The sequence below is a fragment of the Rhizobium grahamii CCGE 502 genome (assembly GCF_000298315.2).
GTDB lineage: Bacteria > Pseudomonadota > Alphaproteobacteria > Rhizobiales > Rhizobiaceae > Rhizobium > Rhizobium grahamii.
Map to the genome: position 1 here is coordinate 128268 of NZ_AEYE02000038.1, position 25534 is coordinate 153801.

Below are 25534 nucleotides of genomic sequence, written 5' to 3' on the forward strand. Positions count from 1 at the left end.
ATGCACCTAATGTTTAAGAGGCTGTGGCAGCGATAACGCACCAATCGTTTTCAGCTGGGGCGTCCAGGGCATCGGCTTCGCGGCGCTTGACCGCCTCGATGTCCCGATACGCGTCAGCCGGATGAGTGGCTGGTAGATAGGGACCGTTGCCGAACAACTTTTCGCGGAGCGTTCCGGGGCGGTAGGCTGTCGGATAGGCGCCTCGTTTCTGAAGTTGTGGCACAACGTGCTCGACGACATCTTCGAAGCTGCCGGGCGTCACCGCATAGGCGATGTTGAAACCATCGACGCCGGTTTCAGCCACCCATTCTTGCAGAATATCGGCAATCTGCTCGCCCGAGCCAACAAAGACCGGCCCCATTCCGCCGATGCCACCGAATTTCGCTAGTTCATCGATGGTCCATGATTTGTCGCCGCCGGCAATGTGCTCGACGAAGGAGTGGATCGCGTTTGTTTCAATCCGCTCGACGACATCGGTGGGCGCATACTGACCGAAATCGATGCCACTCCAGCCGGACATGAAGGTCAGCGAGCCGTCATAAGACACGTAGCGCTTGTATTCCTCGAACTTGGCCCGCGCCTTCGCCTCGGTCTCATCTGTTATGATCGTGATCAGCGTGTAGATGAACACCTTCTTCGGATCGCGCCCAACGGCCGCGATACGCTCGCGGATATCGGAGACGTAGCCCTTCAGGAGAGATTTTGTCGGCGCAGCGACGAAGATGCACTCGGCATGGCCGGCCGCGAAAGCCTTGCCGGGACCTGAAGCCCCAGCCTGATAGAGTACCGGCGTTCTCTGCGGGGACGGCTCCGACAGCTGGTAGCCGGGCACATCAAAATATTTGCCCTTGTGCCCGATCTCGTGGACCTTTGTGGGGTCTGTAAAGATGCGCCGATCCCGATCCCGCACGACGGCGCCTTCTTCCCACGACCCCTCAAGCAACTTGTAGAGTACCTCCACGTACTCGCTCGCGATCTCGTAGCGGTTGTCGTGACGTTTCAGCCCTGCCTGGCCAACGTTCTTCGCGCCGCTTTCGAGGTAGGACGTAACGATGTTCCAGCCGACACGGCCCTTGGTATGGTGATCGGCCGTCGCAAGCCTGCGCGCAAAGGTATAGGGATGCTCGAACGAGGTAGACGCCGTGATGCCGATGCCAAGATGTTCGGTGGCAAGCGCGATTGGCGCGGCCAACTGCAGGGGATCGTTGACGGGGATCTGTGCCGCCTGGTGAATGGCGTGGTAGTTGGAACCTTTGTAGACGTCATAATAACCAATCACATCAGCGATGAAGATGCCATCAAAGATGCCGCGCTCGAGTGTGCGAGCCAAATTCTGCCAGTATTCGAGATCCTTATAGGTCCACGACCTGTCGTCGGGATGAGCCCAAAGACCGGGCGACTGGTGGCCAACGCAGCTCATATCGAAGGCGTTAAATCGGATGTGGCGAGTCATGGTGTCCCTCTTCATCGGGACAACCTAACATCGCGCGGTCAATTATATAGATTTTCTATGATTTTTATAGATACATAAGCGGAAGATTTTTTCGTCCCTGATGGAAAAATTCGTATCGGTGACCTTCGGGGGCGCCACGTGAGGGTTTGTAGCTTCACATTGTGGAAGATGGCCGCCCAAACTCATTGTTGGCGATGTCATGAGATCTGACTTTGTGGTCCCAAGGGACTACAGCAAGAGCGTCTGAACGCAAGCTCCTTCAGGCAATCATTCGGCCGCCGTTCCGTAGGCGATGTTGCGGCCGCCATAACGCCTGACGCGCACATTGGCTTGCTCCGCGTGACCGATGAAGCCTTCCAGCATACAAAGCCGCGAACAATATTGGCCGATCATCGTGGCCGCCTCATCCGTCAGGACCTTCTGATAGGAATGGGTCTTAATAAATTTCCCCACCCATAGGCCACCGGTGTAGCGGCCGGCCTTCTTCGTCGGCAGCGTGTGGTTCGTGCCGATGACCTTGTCGCCATTGGCCACGTTTGTGCGGGGGCCAAGGAACAGGGCGCCGTAAGAATGCATGTTGGCAAGAAACCAGTCATCCCGGTCAGTCATCACCTGGACATGCTCCGAGGCGATATCATTGGCAACGTCGAGCATCTCTTCATAGGTGTCACAAACGATGATCTCACCATAGTCCGCCCAGCTCTTTGACGTGGTGTCGGCAGTGGGCAAGATTTTCAGGATGCGGTCGATTTCCGCCAGCGTTGCCTGCGCAAGTTTGTGAGAATTGGTGACCAGGACAGCTGGCGAGTTATAGCCATGTTCGGCTTGACCTAGCAGGTCAGTCGCGCAGACCTCGGCATCGACGGTTTCATCGGCAATGACCATTGTTTCCGTCGGGCCGGCAAAAAGGTCGATCCCCACGCGGCCGTACAGCTGGCGCTTTGCCTCGGCAACGAAGGCATTGCCAGGGCCGACGAGCATATGCACCGGCTCAATCGTCTCGGTGCCGATAGCAAGCGCTCCGATGGCCTGGACGCCGCCCAGCACGTAGATTTCGTGAGCGCCGCCAAGATGCATCGCCGCGATGACGGCCGGGTTCGGTTCACCCTTGAATGCCGGCGTTGCGGCAGCAATCCGCGGCACGCCGGCCACAGAGGCGGTCGCAACCGACATGTGAGCCGAAGCCACCATAGGAAACTTGCCCCCGGGGATGTAGCAGCCGACCGACTGAACGGGGATGTTCTTGTGGCCAAGAATAACGCCCGGCAATGTCTCGACCTCGATATCGAGCATGGAGTCGCGCTGAGCCTGCGCAAAATTGCGAACCTGGGCCTGCGCGAATTTGATGTCTTCCATGTCACGAGCCGAAACCCGGTTCATTAGCGCCTCAATCTCGCTCGCAGAGAGCTTGAAAGACGCTGGCGAGTATTTGTCGAATTTTTCCGAGAGTTCGCGGACCGCGGCATCGCCTCGCGCCTCGATATCCTTCAGGATATTTTCAACGGTGGAACGGACCTTCTGATCATCTTCGGATCGTTCGTTTTCCGGCTTTCCGCGCTTGATATAGGTACTAGCCATCGTCTTCTCCCTTTCTGTGGAGAGCATAAGCTGCTACATCTATGTTGCAAGTTTTCATGCCCGTTATGAAAAATTTTCAGGACGACATCGATGAAGCCGACCGCAAAACAAGTTGCTCATGCAGCCGGCGTCTCCATCGCTGCTGTTTCCCGGGCCTTCACACCAGGGGCCTCGATCAATCCCGAAAAGAAGAAGAAGATCTTCGCGGTGGCGGAGGAGATCGGTTACATCAGCCCGGCCCGACGGACCGCCAAGGCCGTGGCGGCAAGCACGATAACGCTGGTTGCGGGGGACCTTCACAACCCCTTTTACCCGCTCGTGCTCGATACGCTTGCAAGACACCTGCAAGAGAGCGAGCGCCAGTTGCTGGTTTATGCCCTTCCCACTGACTGCAACATCGACGCGGTCACAGACCAGGTGCTGGCGGTACGTCCATCTGGCATCATCGTAACTTCCGCATCTCTGACATCGAACATGGCGCGTGCGTGCCGGCAAAATCAGATCAAGGCCGTTCTGCTCAACCGGATACAGCGCGACATGCGCATCAACGCGGTCTCCTGCGACAATTACCAGGGTGGTCGAGATATCGGTCGGCTGTTGCTCGAGCGTGGTTACCAGAGGATCGGCTTAATCGGTGGCGTCGCCAATACATCGACCCATGCCGAGCGCGTTCGAGGGTTTCGTGATGTGCTTGCCGAGGCGGGGCGAACCATTCACGTGCAGGCAAGCGGAAACTATCAGTATGAGATCGCAAAGCAGGCAGTTGTCCACCTTCTTTCGGCCATCCATCCGCCGGACGCGATCTTCTGCTGCAACGACATCATGGCTTTGGCGGTCATCGATGCGGCAAAAGAGCGGGGATTGCGCATCCCGAAGGATCTCGCCGTCGCCGGTTTCGACGACATCCCGATGGCGAGCTGGAGTTCCTACCAACTCACGACGATCCGCCAACCGGTCGAGCGGATGGTGCAGGAGGCAGTCAGTCTGATCGACGATCCCAACATCAAGGCCTCCGATTATGGGTCCACGCGCATGTTGTCGGGAACGCTAGTCATGCGTGCCAGCACTTGATCGCAGTCGGCGGGACGATCGTTTGCGTGACGCAAGCGCATGAAATCTGCGATACAGGTATTGCGAGGGCCTTTGCATATCAACGGGTCGTGCTGACGTGATGCACGTGGACTGCAACCGTCGGAAACGGTCGAGGGTAAGCATCAAATCAGGTCGCCGAAAGAGCCATAGGCCGCGAGCCCGACGGGTTCGTCTGTTGTTTTCCCGCCTGGAGTTAACACGACCGCCTCGCACGTCCGCTATTCTCCGCCTCGCCTAGCCTGCCCGCAACGTTCGCCAGACGTCGGGTCGCCTTTACGCCGAGGTCGTCGGCACCGTAGACACAATATGCTGAGCCAAGCTGCGCGGCCCCGTCACGCAGCCATGACAACCATTTGTGAAGCCTTACCTTCAAGGGAACCGAGGCTGCGGCTCTCTTCGCGCCGATTTGGTAGAAAGGATGATCAGTCATAGACAACACTCCTTCGCCGGGTTGCGGCCCTGTGGTGCTCCGGAAACCTGCGGACCGGCTACCATGATTTCGGCGAGCACCGACACCGCCAGCGACTTTGGATCGGGCGATGAGGGGATCACACCGATCGGCCCGCGAATCCGGCTCGACCGTTCAAGGGGGACACCAATCTCTTCCAGACGCTGCAATCTTGAGCGTTGAGTGGCGCGACTGCCCTGGGCTCCGATATAGAATGCAGAGGACGTCAAAAGATGCTTGAGAATTTCCGGCTCGTAATCGTGATCATGATAAAAGAGGACGGCTGCTGTGCGCGCATCGACCTGCAATGCAAAAAGCTCTGAAAGGTTGGTCAGCTCGCGGCACTTGTTACCGGAGGCGCGCGTCGATGCAAGTGTCATGGCGTCATGAGAGACCAGCAGCTGTTCGTAACCGAGCCCCTCGACTAAAGCGGCAAAGACCGACGCCTCCGGTCCAGCTCCGAACGTCAAGAACTGCAGCGGCGGCTCGAACCCGAGTGTGAAACCATGCGCATCGTTCTTTGTTTCGCGGACCGGCGCGAGCGTAAGTCGCCCTGATTTCGAGATCTGCAGGCTGACGGGCCGCCGGAGCTTCCTGGCCTTGGAAAGCTTCCGCAGCACCTGGACATCCCGCAGCGGAAACAACATGACATCGATGCCACCGCCGCAGGGTAGACGGATGTCGATGAAGCTCGATCCCTCGCCATAGCGAAGCACCCGCACATCGCCGCCAACGCGAATATCATTTGCATGCAGGATGAGGTCCGCTTCAACACAGCCCGAGGTGATCGCCCCGGCAAAACTCCCATCGGGAAGAATTGCCATGGCCGCTCCTGGCGAGCGATAGGCTGGACCACGAGTTTCCGTCAGAACGGCCAGAACCACACCCTCGCAGGTGGCATTGCTGGAAAATTCCCATGGATCGGCGAGCGCCGGATGCGCGCCTGACAGCAAAGGCGCGGCTTGCAATTCACATCGCATCGGCAATCCTCCGAATCCGTCGTCGCGAAGTGCTCTCTGATCCTTGCGCAGGCGGCTATGGCGCGGGTGCTGGCTCGAAAACCCTTTCGGCTCCGCGGCCCTCCTCCCAAAGAACCTTATTTATCAGTCGAACACTAAACGCCTTCTATGTCAAGTATCAACATCCGCAACAACCAAGTTTCGCGTGGCGAAACAGGTGGTTATGCTTGGCCATCCGGCGTGATTTGCAGGCGGCGCTGCGGCGTGACCGCAGTCCCCCGTCACGATCATTCCGCGGTCCATCCGCCATCAACCAGGAGAGCGCTTCCCGTCACAAGCGCCGAGGCATCCGAAGCAAGGAACAGCACCGCTCCCACCACATCCTCGGGCGTACCCAGGCGGCCAAGCTTGATTTTGGAGACCATGGCGTTGCGGGCAGCGGGATCCTCCAGAAACGGTCTCGTCATTGGCGTTTCGATGAATGTGGGCGCAACCGTATTGACGCGGATCCCGACAGGGCCAAGCTCAACGGCAAGCGCTTTCGTAAATCCTTCCAGAGCCCACTTGGAGGCACAGTAGATCGTCCGATTGGCAGCGCCGACATGCCCCATTTGCGACGACATGTTGATGACTGAACCTTGTATGCGGAGATTTGCCATACGGGTCGTGATTGCCTGGGCCGCAAAGACAGCGGCCCGCAGGTTCAATCCCATCACAGCGTCGAAGTCCTCAACAGTAACATCTGAGAGTGGCCTCGGCCTGTTCGTGCCGGCATTGTTGACGAAAATGTCGTAAGCGGGCATTGCGTCGACGGTTGCGCGAAAGCCGGCGATATCGCGGACGTCTGCAACAAGCGCCTCAGCCTTGAAACCATGGTCGCGGATGGACCGGGCGCCCTCTTCGACCTCGCTTTCGGTCCGGGCGCAGAGGGTGACCTCTGCGCCGGCGCTTGCCAATCCTTCGGCGATCGAGCGACCAAGCCCCCGGCCAGCGCCGGTGACGAGAGCGCGACGGCCGGATAGCGAAAGCCGATCAAGGATGTTGAAACCAGACATGGTTTCGTTCACTTGATCGCTTGCGGATTGATCGGAGAGCCAGCGCCGCCCGGCAGATGCAAGGGCGGGGCCAGGAAAAAGAACTCATAGACCTCGTCCTCGGCGCAATCCTCGGCCAGCTCCTTGAGGTAGAAGATCTCTCCCATCGCGATCCCCATCGCCGGAATGACGACCCAGTGCCAGGGCTGGTTGGCTTCCTTGGTTTGATTTGGACGCACTTCGCATCCCCACGTGTCGGTGCAGATGCCGGCAACGTCCTTGTCGCGAAGCCAGAAGCAGGTATCAAAACCCATACCGGGCGCATCGCCTCCGGCATAGCCCGCCCAACTTCCCATCGCCAGGCAACGCTCCTGATGGCCGGTGCGAACGATCACGAAATCGCCCTTGCGGATCTCCACGCCCTGCGAGGCCGCGCAGCCATCGAGGTCGGTAGGCGTGATCGCGTAACCGTCGTCCAGAGAATCGACACCTTTCCAGCGAGCTATGTCGAGAAGCACGCCGCGCCCGACCATCTTGTCGCGATAGTGCTCGATGCCGAGCTTCTTGGCGCCTTTGACGTCGACCAGCTTTGCGTCGTAGCCGTTATACATCTTTTCATCGAGGAAGATGTGGCAGAGCGCATCCCATTGCGTCGAAGCCTGGCAAGGCATGTTGATCGCGTCATCGGCGTAGCGCAGATAGGGTGCTGGTTCGTCCTGATTGCCGGCGGCCGCATCCGTGCCCGTTGCCAGCATCGTGTGGATCGGGTTCCAGCGACCTCCAAACATGCCTGACTGGATCGGCTCCTTCAACGACAGCCCCAGGGAAAAGGTCCTGCCCTTCCTGACCAGTGAAGCAGCCGCAACGATGTCGGCGGGCTCAATATTGTTGAGAGTGCCGATCTGGTCGTCGTCACCCCAGCGCCCCCAGTTGGAAACCTTCTTGGCGGCGTCATAAATCGCCTGACGGGTGAACGTCATGATGAACCCTCCTCCTAAGTTATCGTTCGATAAATAACCCTCATCGGGCATGGTAGTCAAGAGATCTTTTTCCGTGTTAGAAGGGTCGCATCGGCAACACCCTGACCTCCGAAGGAAAATGGTTCCAAAGCAACCCGCCAAGAGACGCCGCCTACCGCCCACCGAAAGGCGCGAAGAGATCCTCCAGAAGGCCATCAACCTTTTTTCGGAGCATGGTTTCGAGAGCAGTACCCGCGAGATTGCCCGGCAGCTGGGCATTACGCAGCCCCTGCTCTATCGCTACTTCCCAAGCAAGGAAGACCTCATCCGCGAAGCCTATCGATCGGTTTATCTGGAACGCTGGGACGTCGAGTGGGACCGGCTACTCTGCGACCGGACCAAGCCTTTGGACTGGCGGTTGAAAGCCTTCTACGATAGCTATACGCGCGCGATTTTCACCCGCGATTGGATGCGCATCTATCTCTTTTCGGGCCTTAAAGGCGCCGACATCAACCGCTGGTACATTGGCCTTCTGGAGGAGCGGATCCTCCAGCGTATCATCAAGGAATACCGCCATTTGGCAGGTCTCGACGCCGAGATGCAGCCGGAAGCTGAAGAACTTGAGCTTGCCTGGGCATTGCACAGCGGCATCTTCTATCTGGGCGTTCGAGAGCACATCTTCAGCCTTCCGCCTCCCAAAGACCGTCAAAAGATCATCGCCAACGTCGTGGACGTCTTCCACCACGGAATCCAGGTACATTTTTCTAAGATTTCCGCAATGAAGCCGGCAGCGATTGCGGCGCAATCCAAGCGATCAATCGATCATTAGAAGCGCTCGTATGACTGCGTTACTGCGAGTCTTCCACCGAACCCAGGGAATATTACTGTTGACAAATTAAATTATCGAGCGATAAATATAGGCGCTGATGTCCTCCCCCGCGCCGCCTCCCGTGCAATGAGAACATCCAACCAAAGCCCGGGAGGCGGCAGGGGCGCGGAGTTTGTGCTGCGAAAGACTGCATCATCCGCCCACTGGATGCGGACGAAACATCGGTGGGAGCGCACTAACAAAGCGTCACTCGCCGCGTCGCAATTATCCTGCTTGCGGCCGGTCGGGCGGCCAAAATTGGGTCCAACTGGTGGGCGCAAATTGCTTAAGTTCGACGTCGTTCCGCTGGTTCGCCGCATGGCGGCAGTTGCACTCGGGTCGAAGGCGGCGGCTGTCATCCTTGTGACCGGCCACCGTCGGACAGAGGTGGAGACTGCAGTTGAGGGTCTGAACATAGAGGTGGCGGAAAATCCGCATTATCTCACCGGGAATGGCGAGCTCCTTGATCACACCTCTCATTTCAAAAGGTTGCCATATCGACGGGACACTGATCATGCTCGCAGATATGGCCAAGCCTGCTGTTCGCACCTCGATGAGCTAATCGCCGCCTTCAAAACTTCTGGAGAGGATTGCATCGTGCGCGCCGCGTGTCAGGGAAGGCATGGGATCCCGGTAATTTTTCCAATATCGATCCACAAATTTTGCAGTTTGAAGGCGGCGTCGCAGCGCGCCAGATCATCGAAAGGGCCAGCTTGTCTGTTATTCAGGTGGAGATCGGCGAGGCGGCGCTCCTGGGTCTCGACACGCCAGAAGCGGTGAAGGGGCCAGCGGCATCATCAAATGTAAAATGTTCAAGCGAGCGTGCAGCCATCATGGCGGAGAACGATTTCCGCGGTCCATGTTACACCAACGTTAGTGCGGGAGATAAACCAGGCGGCCGGCTGACGTCAACCGTGTCGAGCCAGCGGCTCGACACGGCGTGGCCGTGGATCCCCCCGAAGCGTCATTCGATATCGACGCATCCTGTCGCAGTGGAGCTTGTCTGAACGTCATCGTAGTCGAAGCTCGAGGCGTTCGCGCCGCTGCGCCAGTTGACGCCTCTTTCAACTTGACGGCATGATATAAGCAAAAGCTGAACAGGGCGGGAACACAAGCATGAATCTGCGGCAAATCCGGTATTTTCTCGAGATCGCCGAACACGGCAATTTTACGCGTGCCTCTGAAGTTCTCAATATCGCTCAGCCGGCTCTTTCAAGACAGATCCGACTTCTCGAAGAGGATCTAGGTGAAGCCCTTTTCATTCGATCCGGCCATGGCGTTGCCCTGACCGCTGCGGGCAAGGCTCTGCGTGAAAGAGCAACAGTGCTCGTCTACGAATTTGACAAGCTTCGGGATGTCGTTGCCGATCAATCAGAACCCCGAGGCCATCTCACGGTCGGATTGCCCCCCGCCATCTCCCACATGCTGAGCATCGAACTGGTCGACGCTTACTGCCGGCAGTATGCCGATGTTCATCTTCATATTCGCGAAGGGATCAGTTTGGATCTCATTGCCGGTATCCAGCAGAGCAAAATCGACTGCGCAATCGTCGTCTCCGATGAGAACCAGGGCTTGCGCTCCGAGTTTCTATTCAGGGAAACTCTTTTCCTCGTGGCCCCTGCTGCTGAGAAGTACGACCTTAATCAGCAGCTTACTCTCGATAGAGCTGCTGGCAAGCCGCTCATCCTGACCAATAGAATGAACAATTTCCGGGTGGCGATCGAAGACGCTTTTGGGCGCAGCCAGCTTCCGATGCGGGTCTTGGCTGACAGCAATTCGACGAGCATGATTGCAGCACTCGTCGCGAAAGGCGCGGCTTACAGTATCCTGCCCTATTGTGCGATCGCCGCGGCCCTTAGCCAGGGGCTTATTTCAGCAAGCCCTATTGAGGGCCTCTTTGTCGACTGGGCATTTGTAAGCCCTCCGCAGACGGAACTGACAATTCCTGCCAAGCTCTTTCACCAAATGCTTCTCGATCAGATCCATCGAAAGGTTGAAGGAAACAACTGGCTGGGCGCCGTGATGACAACCACGCCTGCGCCGATCAGGGCAGATGATCAGCAAGCTTCCATCGACATGCTTGGCAACGGTCCATGAGCATTAGCCGGCGGCGGCCATCTTGGGCGTGACGTGAGATATCGCGCCGCCACCGACGTTGAACTGGGCCAGCAACTGGAACAGTGCAGCCGCTTCGGCTGCAAGACTGTGGGCGGCTGCAGCGGATCCTCGACCATCGCCGCATTTTGCTGGGTGCCGCGGTCAACGACGTTGATTGCCTGGTTGATCTCGGCGATTCCGAGAGACTGCTCCTTGGCAGCTTCAACAATCGCCTCGACATTGTCGCTCACCTCCTTGACCTGCGACACGATAGTACTGAGCGCACTGCCTGTTTCACCAACCAAGGCGACTCCGGTTTGGACGTGGACGTTCGAGATGGCAATCAGCTGATTGATCTGTTGCGCGGCCTTGGCAGAGCGCTGCGCAAGTTCACGCACCTCCTGGGCAACGACCGCGAAGCCTTTCCCAGCATCGCCCGCCCGCGCTGCCTCGCCCCCTGCGTTGAGAGCCAGCAAATTGGTCTGAAAAGCGATCTCATCGATGACGCCGATGATGCCGGAAATTTCTGCTGAAGAGGCTTCGATTTTGCTCATCGCCTCGATGGCACGGCCAACGACTGTCCCTGAAACCTCGGCGTTCTCCCGTGTCCGGCGCACAAGACGCCCTGCCTCTTCAGCGCGCCGGCTCGTCTGCGCCACCGTCGTCGTGATCTCATCCAAGGCCGCAGCCGTCTCCTCGACGGAGGCTGCTTGCTGTTCGGTGCGCTTCGACAATTCGTCCGATGCACTGCGGATCTGCTCCGAGCCCGCCGTGATGGCACCGGCATTGCGTGCGACCGCCTGCATTGCCTGAAGGAGCCTGCTTATGGCAGCGTTGAAATTGGCGCGCAGGACATCATAACGGCTTCCGAGATCTGAGCAACGCACCGTCAGATCGCCTTCAGAAAGTGCCGCGAGTGCTTGGCTCAGCTGTTTGACGACATGTGCCTGTCCCGCGGCTTCCTCTTCTTGGATCCGAGAGGCCTCGGAACGCTCCTGTTCGATCAATCTCTGCTGGTCTGCTTCACGCTGTTCCATGGTCAGACGATCACGAACTTTGTCTTGCAGGATCTTTGTGGCCCTCGCCATCATGCCGATTTCGTTCGGCAGGTTCGTGTGCGGAATCGCAATTGAGACGTCGTCGTTCGAGACCGCTGATAAAGATGAATGTATGTGAGTGAGCGGTCGCGTAATGCCACGCACCACCGCAAGTGCTCCGATCAAGCTGATAATGAGGACGGCCGCCACGATCCCCAATGCCTGAATGTAAACCTGATTGATCTTTTCGTCGATGTCATCGAGATAGGCGCCCGTGCCGAGCACCAGCTGCCAGGGGTCAAATGCTTTGGCGAAGGCGATGACAAGGCCCGTTGTCAGCAGGATCAATTTACTGGAGATGCGGAAATTTGACATAGAAGCCTCTGCTGAGGAAAGGAGCTGATTCAGTTGAAGCGCTTTTTTGAAATGACTCAGGAGTTAAGACAGGTTTTAGCAGTCAACCTCCCAGATAAAGTTGGCTGATGAGCTCGCTGTCGCGAAGTTCAGCCGCGGTCTCTGCGGAAAAGGCGACCTCACCGTGCACGAGAACATAGCCGCGGTCAGCAATCCGCATCGCTTCCTGAAAGTTCTGTTCGGCCATGACGACCGTTAGCCCGAACTGCTCCTTCAATTCACCGATCTTCGCGATCGCCTGCGACACCATGATCGGCGCCAGGCCGACGGAAGGCTCGTCGACGAGGAGAACCCGCGGCGAAGACATGATCGCCCGGCCAAGCGCCAGCATCTGCTGCTGTCCGCCCGACATCGATCCCGACAGCTGCCGGCGTCTTTCCTTCAAAATCGGGAAAGCGCCATAACAAAATTCGAGATTGGCGGTGATCTTTCTTCTCGCCGCTTTGCGATAGGCGCCGAGGAGCAAATTTTCCTCCACGGTCAGCTGAGGAAATAGCCGCCGCCCCTCTGGGACGATGCTGATGCCGTGCTCGACGATCTGATCGGTGTCGAGATGGGTCAGGTCGATCGCCTGTCCGTCAAGCTCGAGCGTGATAGAGCCTTGCGTTGGCCGCACGTCGCCGATCAGGCACTTCATCAGTGTGCTCTTGCCGTTTCCGTTGGTACCGAGGAGGGCAACGGTCTCGCCTTCCCGGGCTTCGATTGACAGACCATGTAGGACTTGCACCGTGCCGTATCCGGCATGCAGGTCGCGCACCACTATCCTAACTGCCAAGATATGCCCTCCGCACCTCTGGATTGGCCATGACATCGGCGGGCGCGCCATCGCATATTATCCGTCCCGCAGTCAGGCAAACGATGCGCTGCGAGAACCGCATGACCGCTTGCAGAATGTGCTCCACCATGACGATCGTGATGCCGGAGGAATTGAGGTCCATCAGAATATCAAGGATCTCGTGGACTTCCTTGGTGGCAAGGCCAGCCATGGCCTCGTCGCAGATCAGCAATTTGGGACGAGTGGCGACTGCCCTCGCCAGCTCAAGTTTGCGCAACTCAACCTGCGACAACTGTCCCGCTGGCGCATTCATGCGATCGGCGAGCCGCACACGCCGTAGCAGATCGCTCGCTTCGGAATGAACCGCGTTTTGGTTTTTCGCATCGATCAGACGGTGGACGATGTACTCGAGTGGCACCATCAGGTTCTCGATGACCGTCATCGAATGGAACGGCTTCGGGATCTGAAAAGTCCTCGCCAGACCTGCCTTGGCCCTGCGATAGGTCGCAAGCTTCGAAATGTCTGCGCCATCGAATGCGATTGCTCCCGCTTCGATCGGCAAGACCCCGGAAATGCAGTTGATAAGGGTCGTCTTGCCTGAGCCGTTCGGGCCGATCAGACCGAGGCGTTCGCCCTTGGCAATGTCGAGGTTGACGTCGGTAAGGGCCGTGAAGCCGCCGAACCGTTTTGTGACACCGTCCACCTTCAAAAGGCTAGTCATGCGCTTTTGCTCCTTCGACGAGGCGGATTGACTTAGCGCCTGGTTTCAGGCTTTTGCGCGCGAGTTTTGCCAATCCGACCAGCCCCTCAGGCGCCGCGATCACGAAGATGACCATCAGCAGTCCAACCACCAGCAGGTGAAGCTCTGGGCTTGCAGAGGCAGCCAGTTGCTGGCTGCCGGCGATCAGGATTGCGCCGAGCACGGGTCCCCACCAGCGCGACATTCCGCCGACCACAGCCATCGAAAGGGCCATGACCGAGTAATTCAGGCTGAAGGTCGAACTCGGCTCGACAAAGCTCGTATAAAGCGGGAACGGAGCCCCGGCTGCAGCCATGAGGGCGCCCGATATCGCGCAGGCAATCAGCTTGAGCCGCAATGTCGGGACGCCCGAGCATTCGGCTGCCGCCTCCGCATCTCGCACCGCATGCAGGCCTCTGCCGAGCCAGGACTGCTCGATGTAGCGGGCAATGATGACTGCAATCACCGTGAGGATCGTCATGACGAACAGCAACAGCCTGGTATAGGTGTCGAAACCAAACGGGACCTCTGGGCGGATGATCTGCATACCGGTTGCGCCGCCGACGAAGCGCCAGTTGAGAATGAACGTCTCGATGACGATTGCAGCTGCGATCGTCGCGATCGAAAAGAAGATGCCCTTGAGGCGAAGCGTCAGTAAACCGGCCCCAATGCCAAGCAGGGAGCCAACAACCGCCGCACCGACAATCTGCAAGAAGAGCGGCGCATCGAATGCCTTCATCAGCACCAGTGCCGTGTAGGCGCCAAGTCCAAAAAACGCCCCCGTGCCAAAATTGACGTAGCCTGCGGAACCCCCAAGAATGTTCCAGGCTGTGGCGAGCACGACGTATTGAAGAATGACATACCCGACATAGAGGTAGTATTCATTGAGGCCTAGCTTCGGCAACATAAAGGCCAGGACCGGGAGCGCGAGTGCGAGTAACCAGAATGGGATCGAGCTGTTTCTCATCGTCCAAAAAGCCCCTGTGGCCGCAAGCCCAATACGAGCAGGAGAAGTCCGAAGGCGACCGCGGGCGCCCATGAGGCTCCCAACGCTGTTAGTACGAGCGACTCCATCACCCCCAGCAAAATGCCGGCAATCAATGTCCCGTTCATACTTCCCAGGCCTGCCAGGACCACGACGCAGAAAGTTCTGCCGATATAGACCCTGTCGAGACTGGGCTCGACTGGGCTAACGATGATCAGGAGCGCCCCGCCGACCGCTGTAGCGGCAGTGGCAAGGCCGAAAGCCCACTGTTTGGTCAGAACCGGGTTCGCCCCAATCACCTTCAAAGCCCAGGGGTCTTGGGCAACCGCACGGATCGCGGGGCCGCGGAAGGTTCTGGACAGGTAAAGGTTTAGGCTAAGAACCAGTCCGACAGCCACCACTAGCGCGACAATCAGGCGCCAGGGTATTCGCATTTCCCCAAGCGCGAGACTGCTGCCGATATAGGGTGCGCTCACACTTTGCTGGTCGAGACCGAAGACGAGTGAAAGCACGACCTGAACAATGAAGGCAATGCCGAAGAAGAAGGCGATGCCCCGTACCCCGGCATCGGTGCCCCGTTTCTCGAACGCCTCATAGTAGAAGCGGTAGACAGCGGCGCCGAGGAAGAAGAACGGGATCAGGATAAGTGCTCCGGCCAGAAGCGGATCTATCCCGAAGGATCCGAGCAGGAAGGTCATGTAAGCTGCCAGCACAAGGAAGGAAGCGTGGGCGATATGGGGCACGTCAAGCAGCCCGAATGCAATTGAAAGCCCGATGCTGACGGCTGCATAAAAGCAGCCGACAAGAACACCGAAGACGAGCCCTTCAATCAAAAGATCGATCGAAACCATGGTCAATTCCCCCTCGGCAACGCAGGTTTACCTGCCCTGCGCCTCGGTTAAGGGCGAAACCAGATCGCCGGTTTTATATTTGTCGGGGTAGACGATGACCTGCTTGCCCTCCTGGCGAAATTGTTCGGCATCGCCGTCCTTGACGTCGCGGAACTGGACCATCACGACCCGGGGCTGCGACCATTCTCCGTCAGTGCCCCAACGGATTGGGCCGACGATCGTCTGGACCTCATTGCTTCGCAGATATTTTGCGAGTTCTGCATTGTCCAGGCTTCCGGTTGCCTTAACGGCCTGTTCCAGGATCTGCCCCGAGGCATAGGAAAATGGGGCGACATAGTAGCCGAGGGTTTCGACTTTGGCTGCCTTGGCTTTTTCAGCAAACCGGTCCAGGAATTCCTTGACGCCCGGAAACGCCATGGTCTTTTCGGGGACATAGGTGTGATAGTTGACGACCCCGTTCAACTGGGTCCCCAGGGCCTGCATCACCGAGGCATACTGAAGTCCGACCATCCCGCCGCCGAACAGCTTCACGGAAGATCCAACGCCGATCTCGTTGACAGCGCGAATGATCGCCGTCGAATCTGCAGGATAAGAGGCGACGAACACCATGTCGGGAGTGGCCGCGCGAATGGCCCGGATCATCGCCGAGAAATCCACGGTCGTGGGCGGATAAGTTTGCTCATAGACCGTCTCGAAACCGGCTTTGCCGGCGAGCGCCTCGGCGCCTGCGAGGATGTTCTGGGAAAACTCCTGGTCTGCCGCCAGGAACGCCACTTTCTTGACGCCGACTGTTTCGCCGAGCTTGAAGAAGCCGCCGACCCAGCTTTCCGCGTCGCTCCAAGGTGAATTGTTGAACCACATGTCGTGGTGTACCTTGGAATTGATCTGATAGCCGATCTGCCCGATCAGAAGCCGGCCGCGTTCCTTGACCAGCGGCATAACTGCAGCCGCCGGCACCGTCCCGTAGGGCGCAATCAGAAGGTCGGCCTTGTCGAGGTCGATCAGCTTGGAAAAGATACCGGGACTCTGTGCTGGACTTCCCTGGTCATCATAAGTGACAAGCTCCACCTTTCGGCCAAGAAGCCCGCCGCGCGAATTGACGTCCTCCACCCACATCTGCAATGCAAGCTGCGATTGCCGGCCGCCTGCAGCAAGCGACCCGGACAGAGCCATGCTCGTGCCGATCTTGATCGGCTGATCCTCGGACCAGGCAGGCGGGGTCAAGGCCAGGGCTCCCATAGCGAGAGCCATGACGCGAAGCAATTCGCGTTTCGTAAAATCTGACATGGTTTCCTCCCTGAAATCGTCAGTCTGTGTCTGCGGAACTTAGGCGATCGAGCCTCTCGAGGACGCGCTCCGGCGTCATCGGCATGTGTCGGAGACGAAGGCCGACGGCGTCAAAGATCGCGTTCGCGATGGCAGGCGCCGTTGGCGACGTCGTTGCTTCCGAGAAGCCCTTTGCCTTGTAAGGGCCGTCGAACTGGGGGATCTCCACAATGTGGGTCGAAACGTGATCGTTCGACGGCGCATCTTTTGCCGTCAGAAAGCGATAGGACGAGAAGTCGCCGTTGGCGACACTTCCTTCGCTGATCTGCAACTCCTCCGAGATCGCCTGGCCTAGCCCCATTGAGATTGCGGCATGCATCTGACCTTCGCACGACATAGGGTTGATCGCCTTGCCGAGATCGTTTGCGATGGCGATCTTCTCCAGCTTGACCTGGCCAGTTTCGATATTCACGGCCACCTCCACGGCCTGGGCCGCGCGGGTACAGAAGGAGAAGATCTTGCGCATACCGTCGTTGGCGGCATGCCCGGTCTCCGGGTCGATCTTGCTAGAGGGCACCGTGAAGGTCGCCTTGCCCAACAACTCGCCGCCAGTCGGCAGGAATGAGCCGGTAAAGAACACCGTGCGGAAGAGGTCCCTGACGCGCATGGAGCGACCCGGATTCTCCTTCACGAAGACGATCATATCGGCTAGATCGAGCTCTTCTGGCGTCGCCTGCATCATCTGGGCCGCCATCGTCAGGATCTGGTTCTTCACATCTTCGCAAGCCATCAGGACGGCGTTGCCGGCCGCGAATGTGAGGCGGCTCGACCCGGTCAGCTGGTCGTAAGGAGTGACCCAAGTGTCGACTTCGGCCGTCCTGACCCGCTCAGGCCCGACCTTGAAGAACTCCGCGGTGATCTGGATAAGAGTCGTCGAGCTGCCTTGGCCGATGTTGCCAGCGCTATGGCGAATTTCGACAGTCTCGTCGTTATGGATCTTGACGATGGCAGAGGATGCCGACGGGGCAACGCTGTCCTTGTTGGCAAAGGCGATGCCTCTGCCGCGGCGCCAGGGTCCGTCTTCCCGTTGCAAGGGGCCGTGACGCTCCAGGCCAGCCTTTATCTCGTCCAGCAGCTCAGCGCCCGCGACCGAATGCTGGATTTCGCCGGCTGCGTTTATCTCATTCTCCTTGAGAACATTCTTGCGGCGAATCTCGTAGGGATCCATTCCGATTGCATGCGCGAGCTCATCGATGTGAGATTCTAGTCCGAAGTGGATCTGGGTGTTGCCGAAACCGCGATAGGCGACGCCCGGAGGGTTGTTGGTATAGACAACGTAGTTGTCGAGCTTGAAATGCGGGAAGCGGTAAGAGCCTAGTGGACCATAGCTCGCCTGGCGGGTGACGAGGAAGCCGTGCTGAGCGTATGCGCCACCATTGACGAGCACGAACATCTCGCACGCCGTGATCACGCCATCTTTGCGCACGCCAGATTTGATACGCATTTCGAAAGGATGCTGCACCCCTGCCCAGCAGAGTGATTCCTCGCGGGTATAGATGATCTTGATGTGTCTGTGGCCGGCGGCGCGGGAAAGCACGGCACATAAGCCTTCTGCCTTCATTTCTATCTTTCCGCCAAAACCGCCCCCGACATATTTCGGGATGATGACGCGGACGCGCGAATGCGGGATGTCTAGCGCCTCGCTGATCTGGTTCAGCAGCGGATAGGCGGCCTGAGCTGACGACCAAGCTGTTACCTTGCCGTCGGCGTCCCACAGCGAGATAGAATTGTGCCGCTCCATGGTGGCGTGCGCCATCATGGCGTTGGAGTAGGTCTTCTCCAGGACGACGTCCGCTTCCGCAAAGCCTTGCGACACCTCGCCGGTGCGGATCCTGTAATAACCGAACGCGTTGGGGTGCTTCGGATCGTATTGCGCGGGTCCGATAGGCACGCGGCGGTAGTTAGCCTGGTCCTCGTGGATGATTACCTTGGGTTTGGCTCCGAAGGCTTCCCAGGGATCGAAGATTGCCGGCAGGTCCTCATAGTCGACCTCGATCAGATCACAAGCTTGCTCGGCAATCGCCTCACTCTCGGCTGCGACCGCTGCGACCGGCTCGCCGATATAGCGGACCTTTCCACGGGCGAGCAGCGGCTCGTCATAGCAGCCAAACCCGAACAATGTCTGAGGGCAGTCCTTGTCGACTATGACGGCATGAACACCCGGCAATGCTTGCGCGCGGCTGATATCGATGCCGATTATCTTGGCGTGAGGGCGCGTACTGCGCTTGATTTTCGCCCAAAGCATCCGTGGAAATTCGAGGTCGATGGCATATTTGCCAAGGCCGGTGACCTTTCCCGGACCTTCCTCGCGGATGACGTTCTTGCCGATGACGTTGAATTCTTGATCGGGATTATTCATGTGCGTGGCTCCGCATTTCGCTTGCAGCTGCCAAAACGGCATCGATGATCTTCACGTAGCCGGTGCAGCGGCAAAGATTGCCCCTGAGTGCATCGCGCACTTCGGCTTCCGTCGGGTCTGGATTGCTTTTCAAGAGTGCGTCGGCAGTGACGATCAAGCCCGGCGAACAGAAACCGCACTGGACAGCGCCGAGCTCCAGGAACTTCCGCTGGAGCGGATGAAGCGTATCACCATCGGCCATGCCTTCAATCGTCGTGATCGATTTGCCGTCCACCTGGACCGCCAGCGTCAGGCAGGATCTGACCAGTTCCCCATTGACATTGACGGTGCAGGAGCCGCAAACGCCCTCACCGCATCCTTCCTTGGTTCCCGTCAGGCCGACTTCCCATCTCAGGAGGTCGAGCAGGAGTGTGTTTGCTGGCACGTCCAGCGAATGTGATCGTCCGTTGATCACAAGGTTGATGTTGCTGTGCATGATGTGGTTCCTCCTCCTAAAGCCTACGCCGCGCGGCTTGCTGCCGCCCTCAAGGCGTCGCGCACATAGACACCCACCAGCCTGCGTCGGTAATCGCCGGATGCGTAGACGTCGCTGTCTGGCGAACAGTCCTCCGCCGCGATGGCCGCTGCTTGAAGGATAGCCACATCGTCGAGCTTACATCCGATCAGTGCCTCCTCCGCTCGCGAAATACGGACAGGCGTTTCATCGGCTCCGGCAAGTGCGATAGTTGCACTGCTGCAGATGCCGTTCCTGGTTGAAACGATTGCTCCTGCCGCAACAAGGGGGGTTTCCATGGCAGCTCTTCCACTATGCGCCAGATATGCCATCCCCGGCTTGTCATTGCGTCTGCGTATGCGCACTTCGCGAACCAGCTCGGCGGCGTCGAGGGAAGTTGACATATGGCCCACGAAGAATTCGCTGATTGGAAGGATGCGTTCCCCCTGAGGGCTCACGACGACAAGTTCGGCGTCGAGGGCGAGCAAGGCCGCGGACGGGTCGCTGGCCGTATGTCCGACGCAGATATTGCCGACGATCGTCGCGGTGTTGCGGACCGCTGTCGTTGCGATCCTGGCAATGGCCTCGGCCAGCAACGGGAATTCCTTCTGGACGATGTCGTTGCCTAAGGCGTCGCTCTGTGTTGCAGTGGCGCCGATACGCAGCGTATCGGCATCACCTTCGATGTAGCGCAGGCCGGGTATGGCCTTTACATCCACCAGAAGCTCAGGCGCCATGATGCGGAATTTCATGACGCGCAGTATCGACTGTCCGCCGGCGAGCAATTTCGCCCCGTCCGGATTAGATGCCAGTGCTGCGCAAGCCTCTTCGATACTTTTTGGTGCGAAGTAGTCAAAAACCGGTAGCGCCACGTTCGTTTGCCTCCCTTAAGCGATCTCTGCGATGCGCTCTTGCGGCGCATCCGCCTTGAGATAGCGATCATACCACTTGATCGATTCCGCGATCACCTTCTCGAACACGTCCGGATTGACGAATTGATAGACGTCGTAATGGTCGGCGTTCGGAATCGTGACGAGTTTCTTGGGCTCCTTGGCCTTTGAATAAAGTGCGTAGCACTCGTCGATCGGCACGAGGCCGTCGCATTCGGTATGCATGAAGAGGATAGGACGGGGAGCAATGGCGTGCGCGAAATCCTCTGGTTTCCAGCGCAAAGTCGCTTCGGCATTTTCCAGAGGGTAGCCTTGCGTATAGGTTTCCGCCGCTTTCACCTTCTCCTGGATGACTTGCCGTGAGTGGGGATCGCCAGGCATCAGCTCCGTGACGTCAACGCGGCGGGATTCTCCCGTCAGAACCCGCTGGCGGCGGTCCTCGGCCAGAACGTCCTGAAACTTCAGCCACTCCCAGTGCTTGCGAAGGCTCTTCAGCCAGCGCTCACCATTGCCAACGGGCACAACAGAAACCACGCAGCGGACGCGATCGTCGGTTGCTGTCGCGACCACGACATTGCCCCCGCCGAACGACGTGCCGTAGAGTGCAATGCGGCCGGTATCCACTGATGGCAAAGTGGAGACAAAGGTGATCGCGTTGCGAATATCCTCTACCTGCTCCGGCGGTATCAGACGCGCCCGCACACCCTCGCTCTTGCCGAAGCCGCGATGGTCGAATGCGAATGAGACATAACCGTGCACGGCCAAGCGCTCAGGAACGGGGAGAAGATATACGTCCTTCATGCCGGTGTAGCCGTGGCAGCACACCACGGTTGGGCGATTTTCTCCCGGCTTGAGATCGTCCGGCTCATAGAGCAAGCCCTTGAGCTTCAAGCCTTCACTAAAGAACGTTAATTCCGTAACCTTGGGCATAGTTCTACCTTTCAATTCGTCGATTGAATGAGGGGTCGGTGAATTTGGAAATTTCTATTTCGCTTCAGCCGTGACGGCCCCATTTTGCAGATGCTTCACGAGTGTCTCGAAAAAGCGATCGGCAATTTTCTTGCTGGTACTGGCGATCAAACGCTGTCCCAGCTGAGCGATCTTGCCGTTGACGTTGGCTTCGGCCTCGTAGGACAGAAGCGTTCCGCCTTCGCCTTCTGGTGCCAACTTCAGAGCCGCACCTCCCTTGGCGAACCCGGCGATGCCGCCGTCACCCTCGCCGATGATCCGGTAGCCGTTCGGAGGGTCCAAATCCTCCAAGCGAACTTTACCTCGGAAACGCGTCTTCAAGGGACCAAGCTCGAGCCGGACGACAGCCGCGAATATGCCGTCTGCACGAGCTTCCAGCTCCTCGCAGCCTGGAATACATTCGCGAAGCACGTCCGCATCATTGAGCGCGGCGTAAACCTCATCCTGGCTTACTGGCAAAGAATAATTTCCCGATAGCAGAACCGCCATCATCAACCTCCCTGGGTACGTGTGGCCGGCCACACTCTAGATGCGCCGTGCCTTACCAAACCTGCCGAAGACGCTTCGCGCCTCGAACCTGAATTGAAAAAGAATTCAACAAGCCGTGCGGCGCCCCGCGTCAGCTCCCGTCCATCAAGCCGCTAATGTCACAGACTGCGAAATCTCATTGGCGGCTTCACAAGATGAAAAACCGCTTCGTCGATCGAAGCTCTTACTAGGCGGCGGTCGGGGCATACGTGCTTTGCCTCTACAAAGAGGCCGAGCACCGTGCTCTATTGCGGGGCCGCTGCGTTATCGATGGCGACCGGCACTTCGTAGATCGACAGTGTCGGGGGCGCCCCGTAGCGTTGTGTCAGCGACTGGCGCCACTCGTCGGTGTATAGCGCTTCCGCATCAGGCCGGCTCGACCAGACGTAGAAGGCTCCGCCCTGACCGGCGCCATCGAACAGATAGTGCTTGCTTAGAAGACCGGGCATACCGGTAAACCGGGGCGCGGACAGCTCGTACGCTTCCTTTATCTGCTCCATCGTCGTTCCAGTGGGAACGGGGAACAGCACCAAAGCTGCGATCAAGATTTCTCCTCCTATATCTCCCAAAGGCGGCTCCATTCCGCCTGTCAAGGAACGAGCCCTTGAATGATTGTCACGGTAATCCCGGCTCTGATGCCGGTCCAATATCATTTTGCTACGAGCCGATACCGGACTACTATGGCTGTCTCTAATCCCTCACGCAGATCAGATTAGCGGCAAGATAGCGCGCCCTTGCAATGGGGGACGGCGAATGATCAGTTCAAGAGACCGTGCAGAGTAAGTCAGCGGCTCCATCTCAGCCGATAGCAGGTGGGGATGGTTAGGGAAGCTTAGCGCGGGGCAGACGAGTCGATCGCCTGAAAAGCACCTCTTGCAGCGGCGCCGCGAAAGCCTACTGCTTCCGCGGCGCCGCTGGAAATCAAGGCTTGGCTGCGTCCCAAACGCCACCGACGCCATCGCCGGTGACATCGCCTTGCTTGGCGTCCTTGGACCAATAATAGAGCGGCTTACCGTCCTTTGCCCACTGCTTCGTGCCGTCTTTTCGGGTCAGGATCGAGTAGGCACCGTGACCCTTGGCGCTGGCCGCAGCAATAGCCGGGAGCCAGTTCTGCGCGCATTCATCGTAGCAATTCGAGGTTCCCGCTTCGTCCTTCTTGAAGGTATAAAGCGTCCGGCCCTTTTCGCCGGAAAGGACCACGCCTTTTTCGGTCTTGACCACCTTGAAGGGAGTAGCGGCGAAGACGATACCGGTCATCGAGGCCAAAAGGATCGGTACAAGAATGAGTCCTTTCATGATGATCTCCAAAATCTAATGTCTGATTAGCGGCCGTAGGCGGCTGTGAAGGAGGCCTTGCCGAGCAATTTGTCGCCGAGGCCCTTGTTCAGCACGAAGCCATGCAGCGCCGCCGTGCCCGTTTTCGGAACGCCCGCGGCCGCGTCGATATCATCGACGGCCAGCGCGTAAAGCGAGAATTCGTACCTGTGCGGCTTGTCGCCGACGGGCGGGCATGGGCCACCATAGTTGCCATTGCCGCCGGTTGCACCGGTGTCATGGTAGTCGTTGACGCCGCCATAGGCGCCTGCCGGCAGATTTGCCGGTGCATTGCCAGCACCTTCGACCAGCTCAGTGACATTGGCGGGAATATTATAGACCGTCCAATGCCAGAAACCGCTGCCGGTGGGCGCATCCGGGTCATACACTTGCAACACGAACGACTTGGTGCCCGCCGGCGCGTTTTTCCATTGCAGGGCGGGTGAGATATTCCCGCCCTTGCAGCCAAAGCCATTGAGGACGAATTTGTTGTCGATCTTGCCACCAGGCGTAATGTCAGGGCTCGAAAGCTCAAACTTATCTGACGAACCGGCGACGGCCGGCACCGAGGCAAGGCCGCTTGCGCCCACAAGGAGGGCGGCAAGCAGTGAGAAGCGGGTAAATAGTTTCATGGTCATGTGATTGCTTTCAAAGAAATTGGCCGAGTGTCTTCGGCTCGATGGTCAGTTTGCGGTCGTTTGGTTTTTCAGGCCCAACACCTGGATCAGCTCGATGGCGGGTGCCACAGCAAAGAGATCCGGTGCCTTTGCCATCAGGGTTTGTGCGATCGGGCCGGACAGGTGGTCCTGCCGTGCCTTCTCGTCGTGGAACGCGTCGAAGATGCCGAATGTCGTGTTCGACAGTCGCAATGCGAACCAGATAGGGGTTGAGCCCTCATCTTTAGCCAATTCGAGCGCGGCTTTCAGGAACGCTTCGACATCAGCCTCTTTGCCGGGTTTGGCTTCGAGGCGGGCAAACAGGGCGTACTGGATCATGGGTTAACTCCTTCACTCGGTGTCGGACAGCCGACGAGAGGGACATTAGGTCCCGCAATCTTCAAACGGTATTGCCGCAAATGACTTTTTCGATATCATAAGCGCCATGAAGATCGTTGTCCTTGCCCACAACAACGTATTCGACACCGGTTTGGCAGCAGTGCTCGACACCCTTGGCACAGCAAACGAATTGGCCGAGCTGGAATCATTTCCGGTTCCCCGGTTCGAGTGCGTCGTCGCCGGCGTCAGAGACACTGTGCAAACCTCTCTCGGTCTGACCGTACCCGTCCAACCGGCGGTCAACATCCGGCAGCCTGACTGGGTAATTGTCCCGGCGCTCGGCACCAAGATGCCGGAGCCATTGATCGGAGTATTGGACGGCCGCGAGGCGCAGGACGCCGCCGAACAACTGCGGGTCTGGCACGGTCATGGAGTGCGGATCGGCGCGGCATGCATCGGCACGTTTCTCCTGGCTGAGTCGGGCCTTTTGTCTGGGCACGAGGCGACGACGGCCTGGTGGTTAGGGCCGCTCTTTCGTCAACGCTATCCTGAAGTCCGGCTCGATGAACAACGCATGTTGGTTCCATCAGGTGACGTCGTCACTGCCGGCGCTGCAATGGGGCACCTAGAGCTCGCCCTGTGGCTAGTGCGCCAGACGAGTCCGGCACTGGCCGATATGGTGGCACGCTACCTCCTCGTCGATACAAGGCCGTCGCAAGCCCCTTACATGATCCCGATGCACCTGGCCACCGCCGATCCGCTTGTCCAGCACTTCGAACGTTGGGCGCGTGGCCGTTTGCACGAAGGTTTCTCTCTCGACGTAGCGGCGGACGCCCTGCATGTCAGCAAAAGAACCCTCCAGCGGCGCATGGAAGCTGTGCTCGGGAAATCGCCGCTATCGTATTTCCAAGACCTGCGGGTTGAGAGAGCGGTTCACCTTTTGCGCACCAGCCGCAAGGATATGGACGCGATTGCCGCCGAAGTGGGATACGCCGACGGGGTGACCTTGCGCACTCTCATACGGCGGCGGCTGGGTCGCGGTGTGCGCGAGCTGCGGACTGTTTATGATCCCTGAGCGAGAGGGAGGAATGCCGCGCCCGATCTCTCTGCGTAACGCCCCGCATCGACAGGCGCGGTTCGGGTCCCTCCTTCAGAAGCCTCCCCGGTCCTCCCCCTCGGCCAGCACGACGATGTCGTCGATTAATGCCTAGAATTCCGGAGTGCTGACGCGTTCGCTCGGCACGGCGATAATCGACACGATCGCGCCATGGCGCGAGACGATAGGGCTCCAGCGGCAGGACAGCCCGTTGAGGTCATGCCGCCCAGGAGCTCTCGGCGTCCGGCAAGGTGACCGGTGAGATGCGCGACAGT

24 protein-coding genes and 3 pseudogenes are annotated in these 25534 nt (G+C 58.4%); 6 read left to right on the top strand and 21 right to left on the bottom strand.

The features are described 5' to 3' along the window. Positions 1-13: 13 nt before the first annotated feature. Together RGCCGE502_RS32795 and hisD are read right to left on the bottom strand one after the other, a co-directional pair. Complete coding sequence (locus RGCCGE502_RS32795) at positions 14-1453, bottom strand: LLM class flavin-dependent oxidoreductase (RefSeq protein WP_016558534.1); 1440 nt, start codon at positions 1451-1453, stop codon at positions 14-16. A 267-nt stretch (positions 1454-1720) separates the two neighbouring features. Then, positions 1721-3031: a histidinol dehydrogenase gene (gene hisD / locus RGCCGE502_RS32800; RefSeq protein WP_016558535.1), complete on the bottom strand. Its 1311-nt coding sequence runs from the start codon at positions 3029-3031 to the stop codon at positions 1721-1723. Between the two features lie 90 nt (positions 3032-3121). On the opposite strand from hisD, the gene RGCCGE502_RS32805 reads away from it, so the two are divergent. Next, on the top strand, positions 3122-4102 hold the full coding sequence (locus tag RGCCGE502_RS32805; protein ID WP_016558536.1) for a LacI family DNA-binding transcriptional regulator: 981 nt from the start codon (positions 3122-3124) through the stop codon (positions 4100-4102). Positions 4103-4549: 447 nt separating this feature from the next. On the opposite strand, the gene RGCCGE502_RS32815 is transcribed toward RGCCGE502_RS32805, so the two are convergent. The 3 genes from RGCCGE502_RS32815 to RGCCGE502_RS32825 form a co-directional block, all read right to left on the bottom strand. Next, positions 4550-5551, bottom strand: coding sequence for an XdhC family protein (locus tag RGCCGE502_RS32815; RefSeq protein ID WP_016558538.1), 1002 nt, complete (start codon positions 5549-5551; stop codon positions 4550-4552). Positions 5552-5817: 266 nt separating this feature from the next. Continuing rightward, positions 5818-6585: an SDR family NAD(P)-dependent oxidoreductase gene (locus RGCCGE502_RS32820; protein WP_019280602.1), complete on the bottom strand. Its 768-nt coding sequence runs from the start codon at positions 6583-6585 to the stop codon at positions 5818-5820. An 8-nt stretch (positions 6586-6593) separates the two neighbouring features. After that, entirely contained in the window at positions 6594-7544 is a 951-nt protein-coding gene (locus RGCCGE502_RS32825) for a cyclase family protein (protein WP_016558540.1), read from the bottom strand. A 118-nt stretch (positions 7545-7662) separates the two neighbouring features. Here RGCCGE502_RS32825 and RGCCGE502_RS32830 point away from each other — a divergent pair, with 118 nt between their 5' ends. The 4 genes and pseudogenes from RGCCGE502_RS32830 to RGCCGE502_RS32840 all read left to right on the top strand — a co-directional run bounded on the left by RGCCGE502_RS32830 (position 7663) and on the right by RGCCGE502_RS32840 (position 10488). After that, entirely contained in the window at positions 7663-8352 is a 690-nt protein-coding gene (locus tag RGCCGE502_RS32830; protein WP_016558541.1) for a TetR/AcrR family transcriptional regulator, read from the top strand. Positions 8353-8981: 629 nt separating this feature from the next. Further along, positions 8982-9398, top strand: a complete 417-nt coding sequence (locus tag RGCCGE502_RS38540; RefSeq protein ID WP_016558542.1) for a hypothetical protein — start codon at positions 8982-8984, stop codon at positions 9396-9398. Between the two features lie 109 nt (positions 9399-9507). Continuing rightward, a pseudogene (locus RGCCGE502_RS38545) lies at positions 9508-9681 on the top strand (LysR family transcriptional regulator); the annotation flags it as partial. 33 nt (positions 9682-9714) lie between these two features. Further along, entirely contained in the window at positions 9715-10488 is a 774-nt protein-coding gene (locus tag RGCCGE502_RS32840; protein ID WP_244441845.1) for a LysR substrate-binding domain-containing protein, read from the top strand. Positions 10489-10491: 3 nt separating this feature from the next. Here RGCCGE502_RS32840 and RGCCGE502_RS32845 read toward each other — a convergent pair. The 15 genes and pseudogenes from RGCCGE502_RS32845 to RGCCGE502_RS32915 form a co-directional block, all read right to left on the bottom strand. Then, positions 10492-11837: pseudogene (locus tag RGCCGE502_RS32845) on the bottom strand (methyl-accepting chemotaxis protein); the annotation flags it as partial. 145 nt (positions 11838-11982) lie between these two features. Continuing rightward, positions 11983-12750, bottom strand: a complete 768-nt coding sequence (locus tag RGCCGE502_RS32850) for an ABC transporter ATP-binding protein (protein WP_071224944.1) — start codon at positions 12748-12750, stop codon at positions 11983-11985. After that, positions 12704-13435, bottom strand: coding sequence for an ABC transporter ATP-binding protein (locus tag RGCCGE502_RS32855; protein WP_016558546.1), 732 nt, complete (start codon positions 13433-13435; stop codon positions 12704-12706). Before RGCCGE502_RS32855 ends, RGCCGE502_RS32850 begins: the two co-directional genes overlap by 47 nt. After that, positions 13428-14420 (bottom strand): branched-chain amino acid ABC transporter permease, encoded by a 993-nt coding sequence (locus RGCCGE502_RS32860; RefSeq protein WP_016558547.1) that lies wholly within the window; start codon positions 14418-14420, stop codon positions 13428-13430. Before RGCCGE502_RS32860 ends, RGCCGE502_RS32855 begins: the two co-directional genes overlap by 8 nt. Next, entirely contained in the window at positions 14417-15289 is an 873-nt protein-coding gene (locus tag RGCCGE502_RS32865) for a branched-chain amino acid ABC transporter permease (protein ID WP_016558548.1), read from the bottom strand. Before RGCCGE502_RS32865 ends, RGCCGE502_RS32860 begins: the two co-directional genes overlap by 4 nt. Positions 15290-15316: 27 nt before the next feature. Further along, positions 15317-16576 carry an amino acid ABC transporter substrate-binding protein gene (locus RGCCGE502_RS32870; RefSeq protein ID WP_016558549.1) on the bottom strand — a complete coding sequence of 420 codons (1260 nt, stop codon included), beginning with the start codon at positions 16574-16576 and terminating at the stop codon, positions 15317-15319. A gap of 19 nt (positions 16577-16595) precedes the next feature. Beyond that, positions 16596-18974, bottom strand: coding sequence for a xanthine dehydrogenase family protein molybdopterin-binding subunit (locus RGCCGE502_RS32875; protein WP_016558550.1), 2379 nt, complete (start codon positions 18972-18974; stop codon positions 16596-16598). After that, on the bottom strand, positions 18967-19449 hold the full coding sequence (locus tag RGCCGE502_RS32880) for a (2Fe-2S)-binding protein (protein WP_016558551.1): 483 nt from the start codon (positions 19447-19449) through the stop codon (positions 18967-18969). Before RGCCGE502_RS32880 ends, RGCCGE502_RS32875 begins: the two co-directional genes overlap by 8 nt. 23 nt (positions 19450-19472) lie before the next feature. Beyond that, positions 19473-20339 (bottom strand): FAD binding domain-containing protein, encoded by an 867-nt coding sequence (locus tag RGCCGE502_RS32885; protein ID WP_016558552.1) that lies wholly within the window; start codon positions 20337-20339, stop codon positions 19473-19475. A 15-nt stretch (positions 20340-20354) separates the two neighbouring features. Further along, positions 20355-21287: an alpha/beta hydrolase gene (locus RGCCGE502_RS32890; RefSeq protein WP_016558553.1), complete on the bottom strand. Its 933-nt coding sequence runs from the start codon at positions 21285-21287 to the stop codon at positions 20355-20357. A gap of 54 nt (positions 21288-21341) precedes the next feature. Beyond that, positions 21342-21815, bottom strand: coding sequence for an SRPBCC family protein (locus tag RGCCGE502_RS32895; protein WP_016558554.1), 474 nt, complete (start codon positions 21813-21815; stop codon positions 21342-21344). A gap of 284 nt (positions 21816-22099) precedes the next feature. Next, positions 22100-22399: a hypothetical protein gene (locus tag RGCCGE502_RS32900; RefSeq protein WP_016558555.1), complete on the bottom strand. Its 300-nt coding sequence runs from the start codon at positions 22397-22399 to the stop codon at positions 22100-22102. A 376-nt stretch (positions 22400-22775) separates the two neighbouring features. Next, positions 22776-23150: a COG4315 family predicted lipoprotein gene (locus tag RGCCGE502_RS32905; RefSeq protein WP_016558556.1), complete on the bottom strand. Its 375-nt coding sequence runs from the start codon at positions 23148-23150 to the stop codon at positions 22776-22778. A gap of 26 nt (positions 23151-23176) precedes the next feature. Further along, positions 23177-23806 carry a YbhB/YbcL family Raf kinase inhibitor-like protein gene (locus RGCCGE502_RS32910; RefSeq protein WP_016558557.1) on the bottom strand — a complete coding sequence of 210 codons (630 nt, stop codon included), beginning with the start codon at positions 23804-23806 and terminating at the stop codon, positions 23177-23179. 45 nt (positions 23807-23851) lie between these two features. Then, positions 23852-24163 (bottom strand): putative quinol monooxygenase, encoded by a 312-nt coding sequence (locus RGCCGE502_RS32915; protein WP_016558558.1) that lies wholly within the window; start codon positions 24161-24163, stop codon positions 23852-23854. Between the two features lie 106 nt (positions 24164-24269). On the opposite strand from RGCCGE502_RS32915, the gene RGCCGE502_RS32920 reads away from it, so the two are divergent. Further along, positions 24270-25238, top strand: a complete 969-nt coding sequence (locus RGCCGE502_RS32920) for a GlxA family transcriptional regulator (protein ID WP_016558559.1) — start codon at positions 24270-24272, stop codon at positions 25236-25238. Positions 25239-25257: 19 nt separating this feature from the next. Here the strand turns inward: RGCCGE502_RS32920 and RGCCGE502_RS39040 are convergent. Then, positions 25258-25490, bottom strand: a pseudogene (locus RGCCGE502_RS39040) (DUF3095 family protein); the annotation flags it as partial. Positions 25491-25534 lie beyond the last annotated feature (44 nt).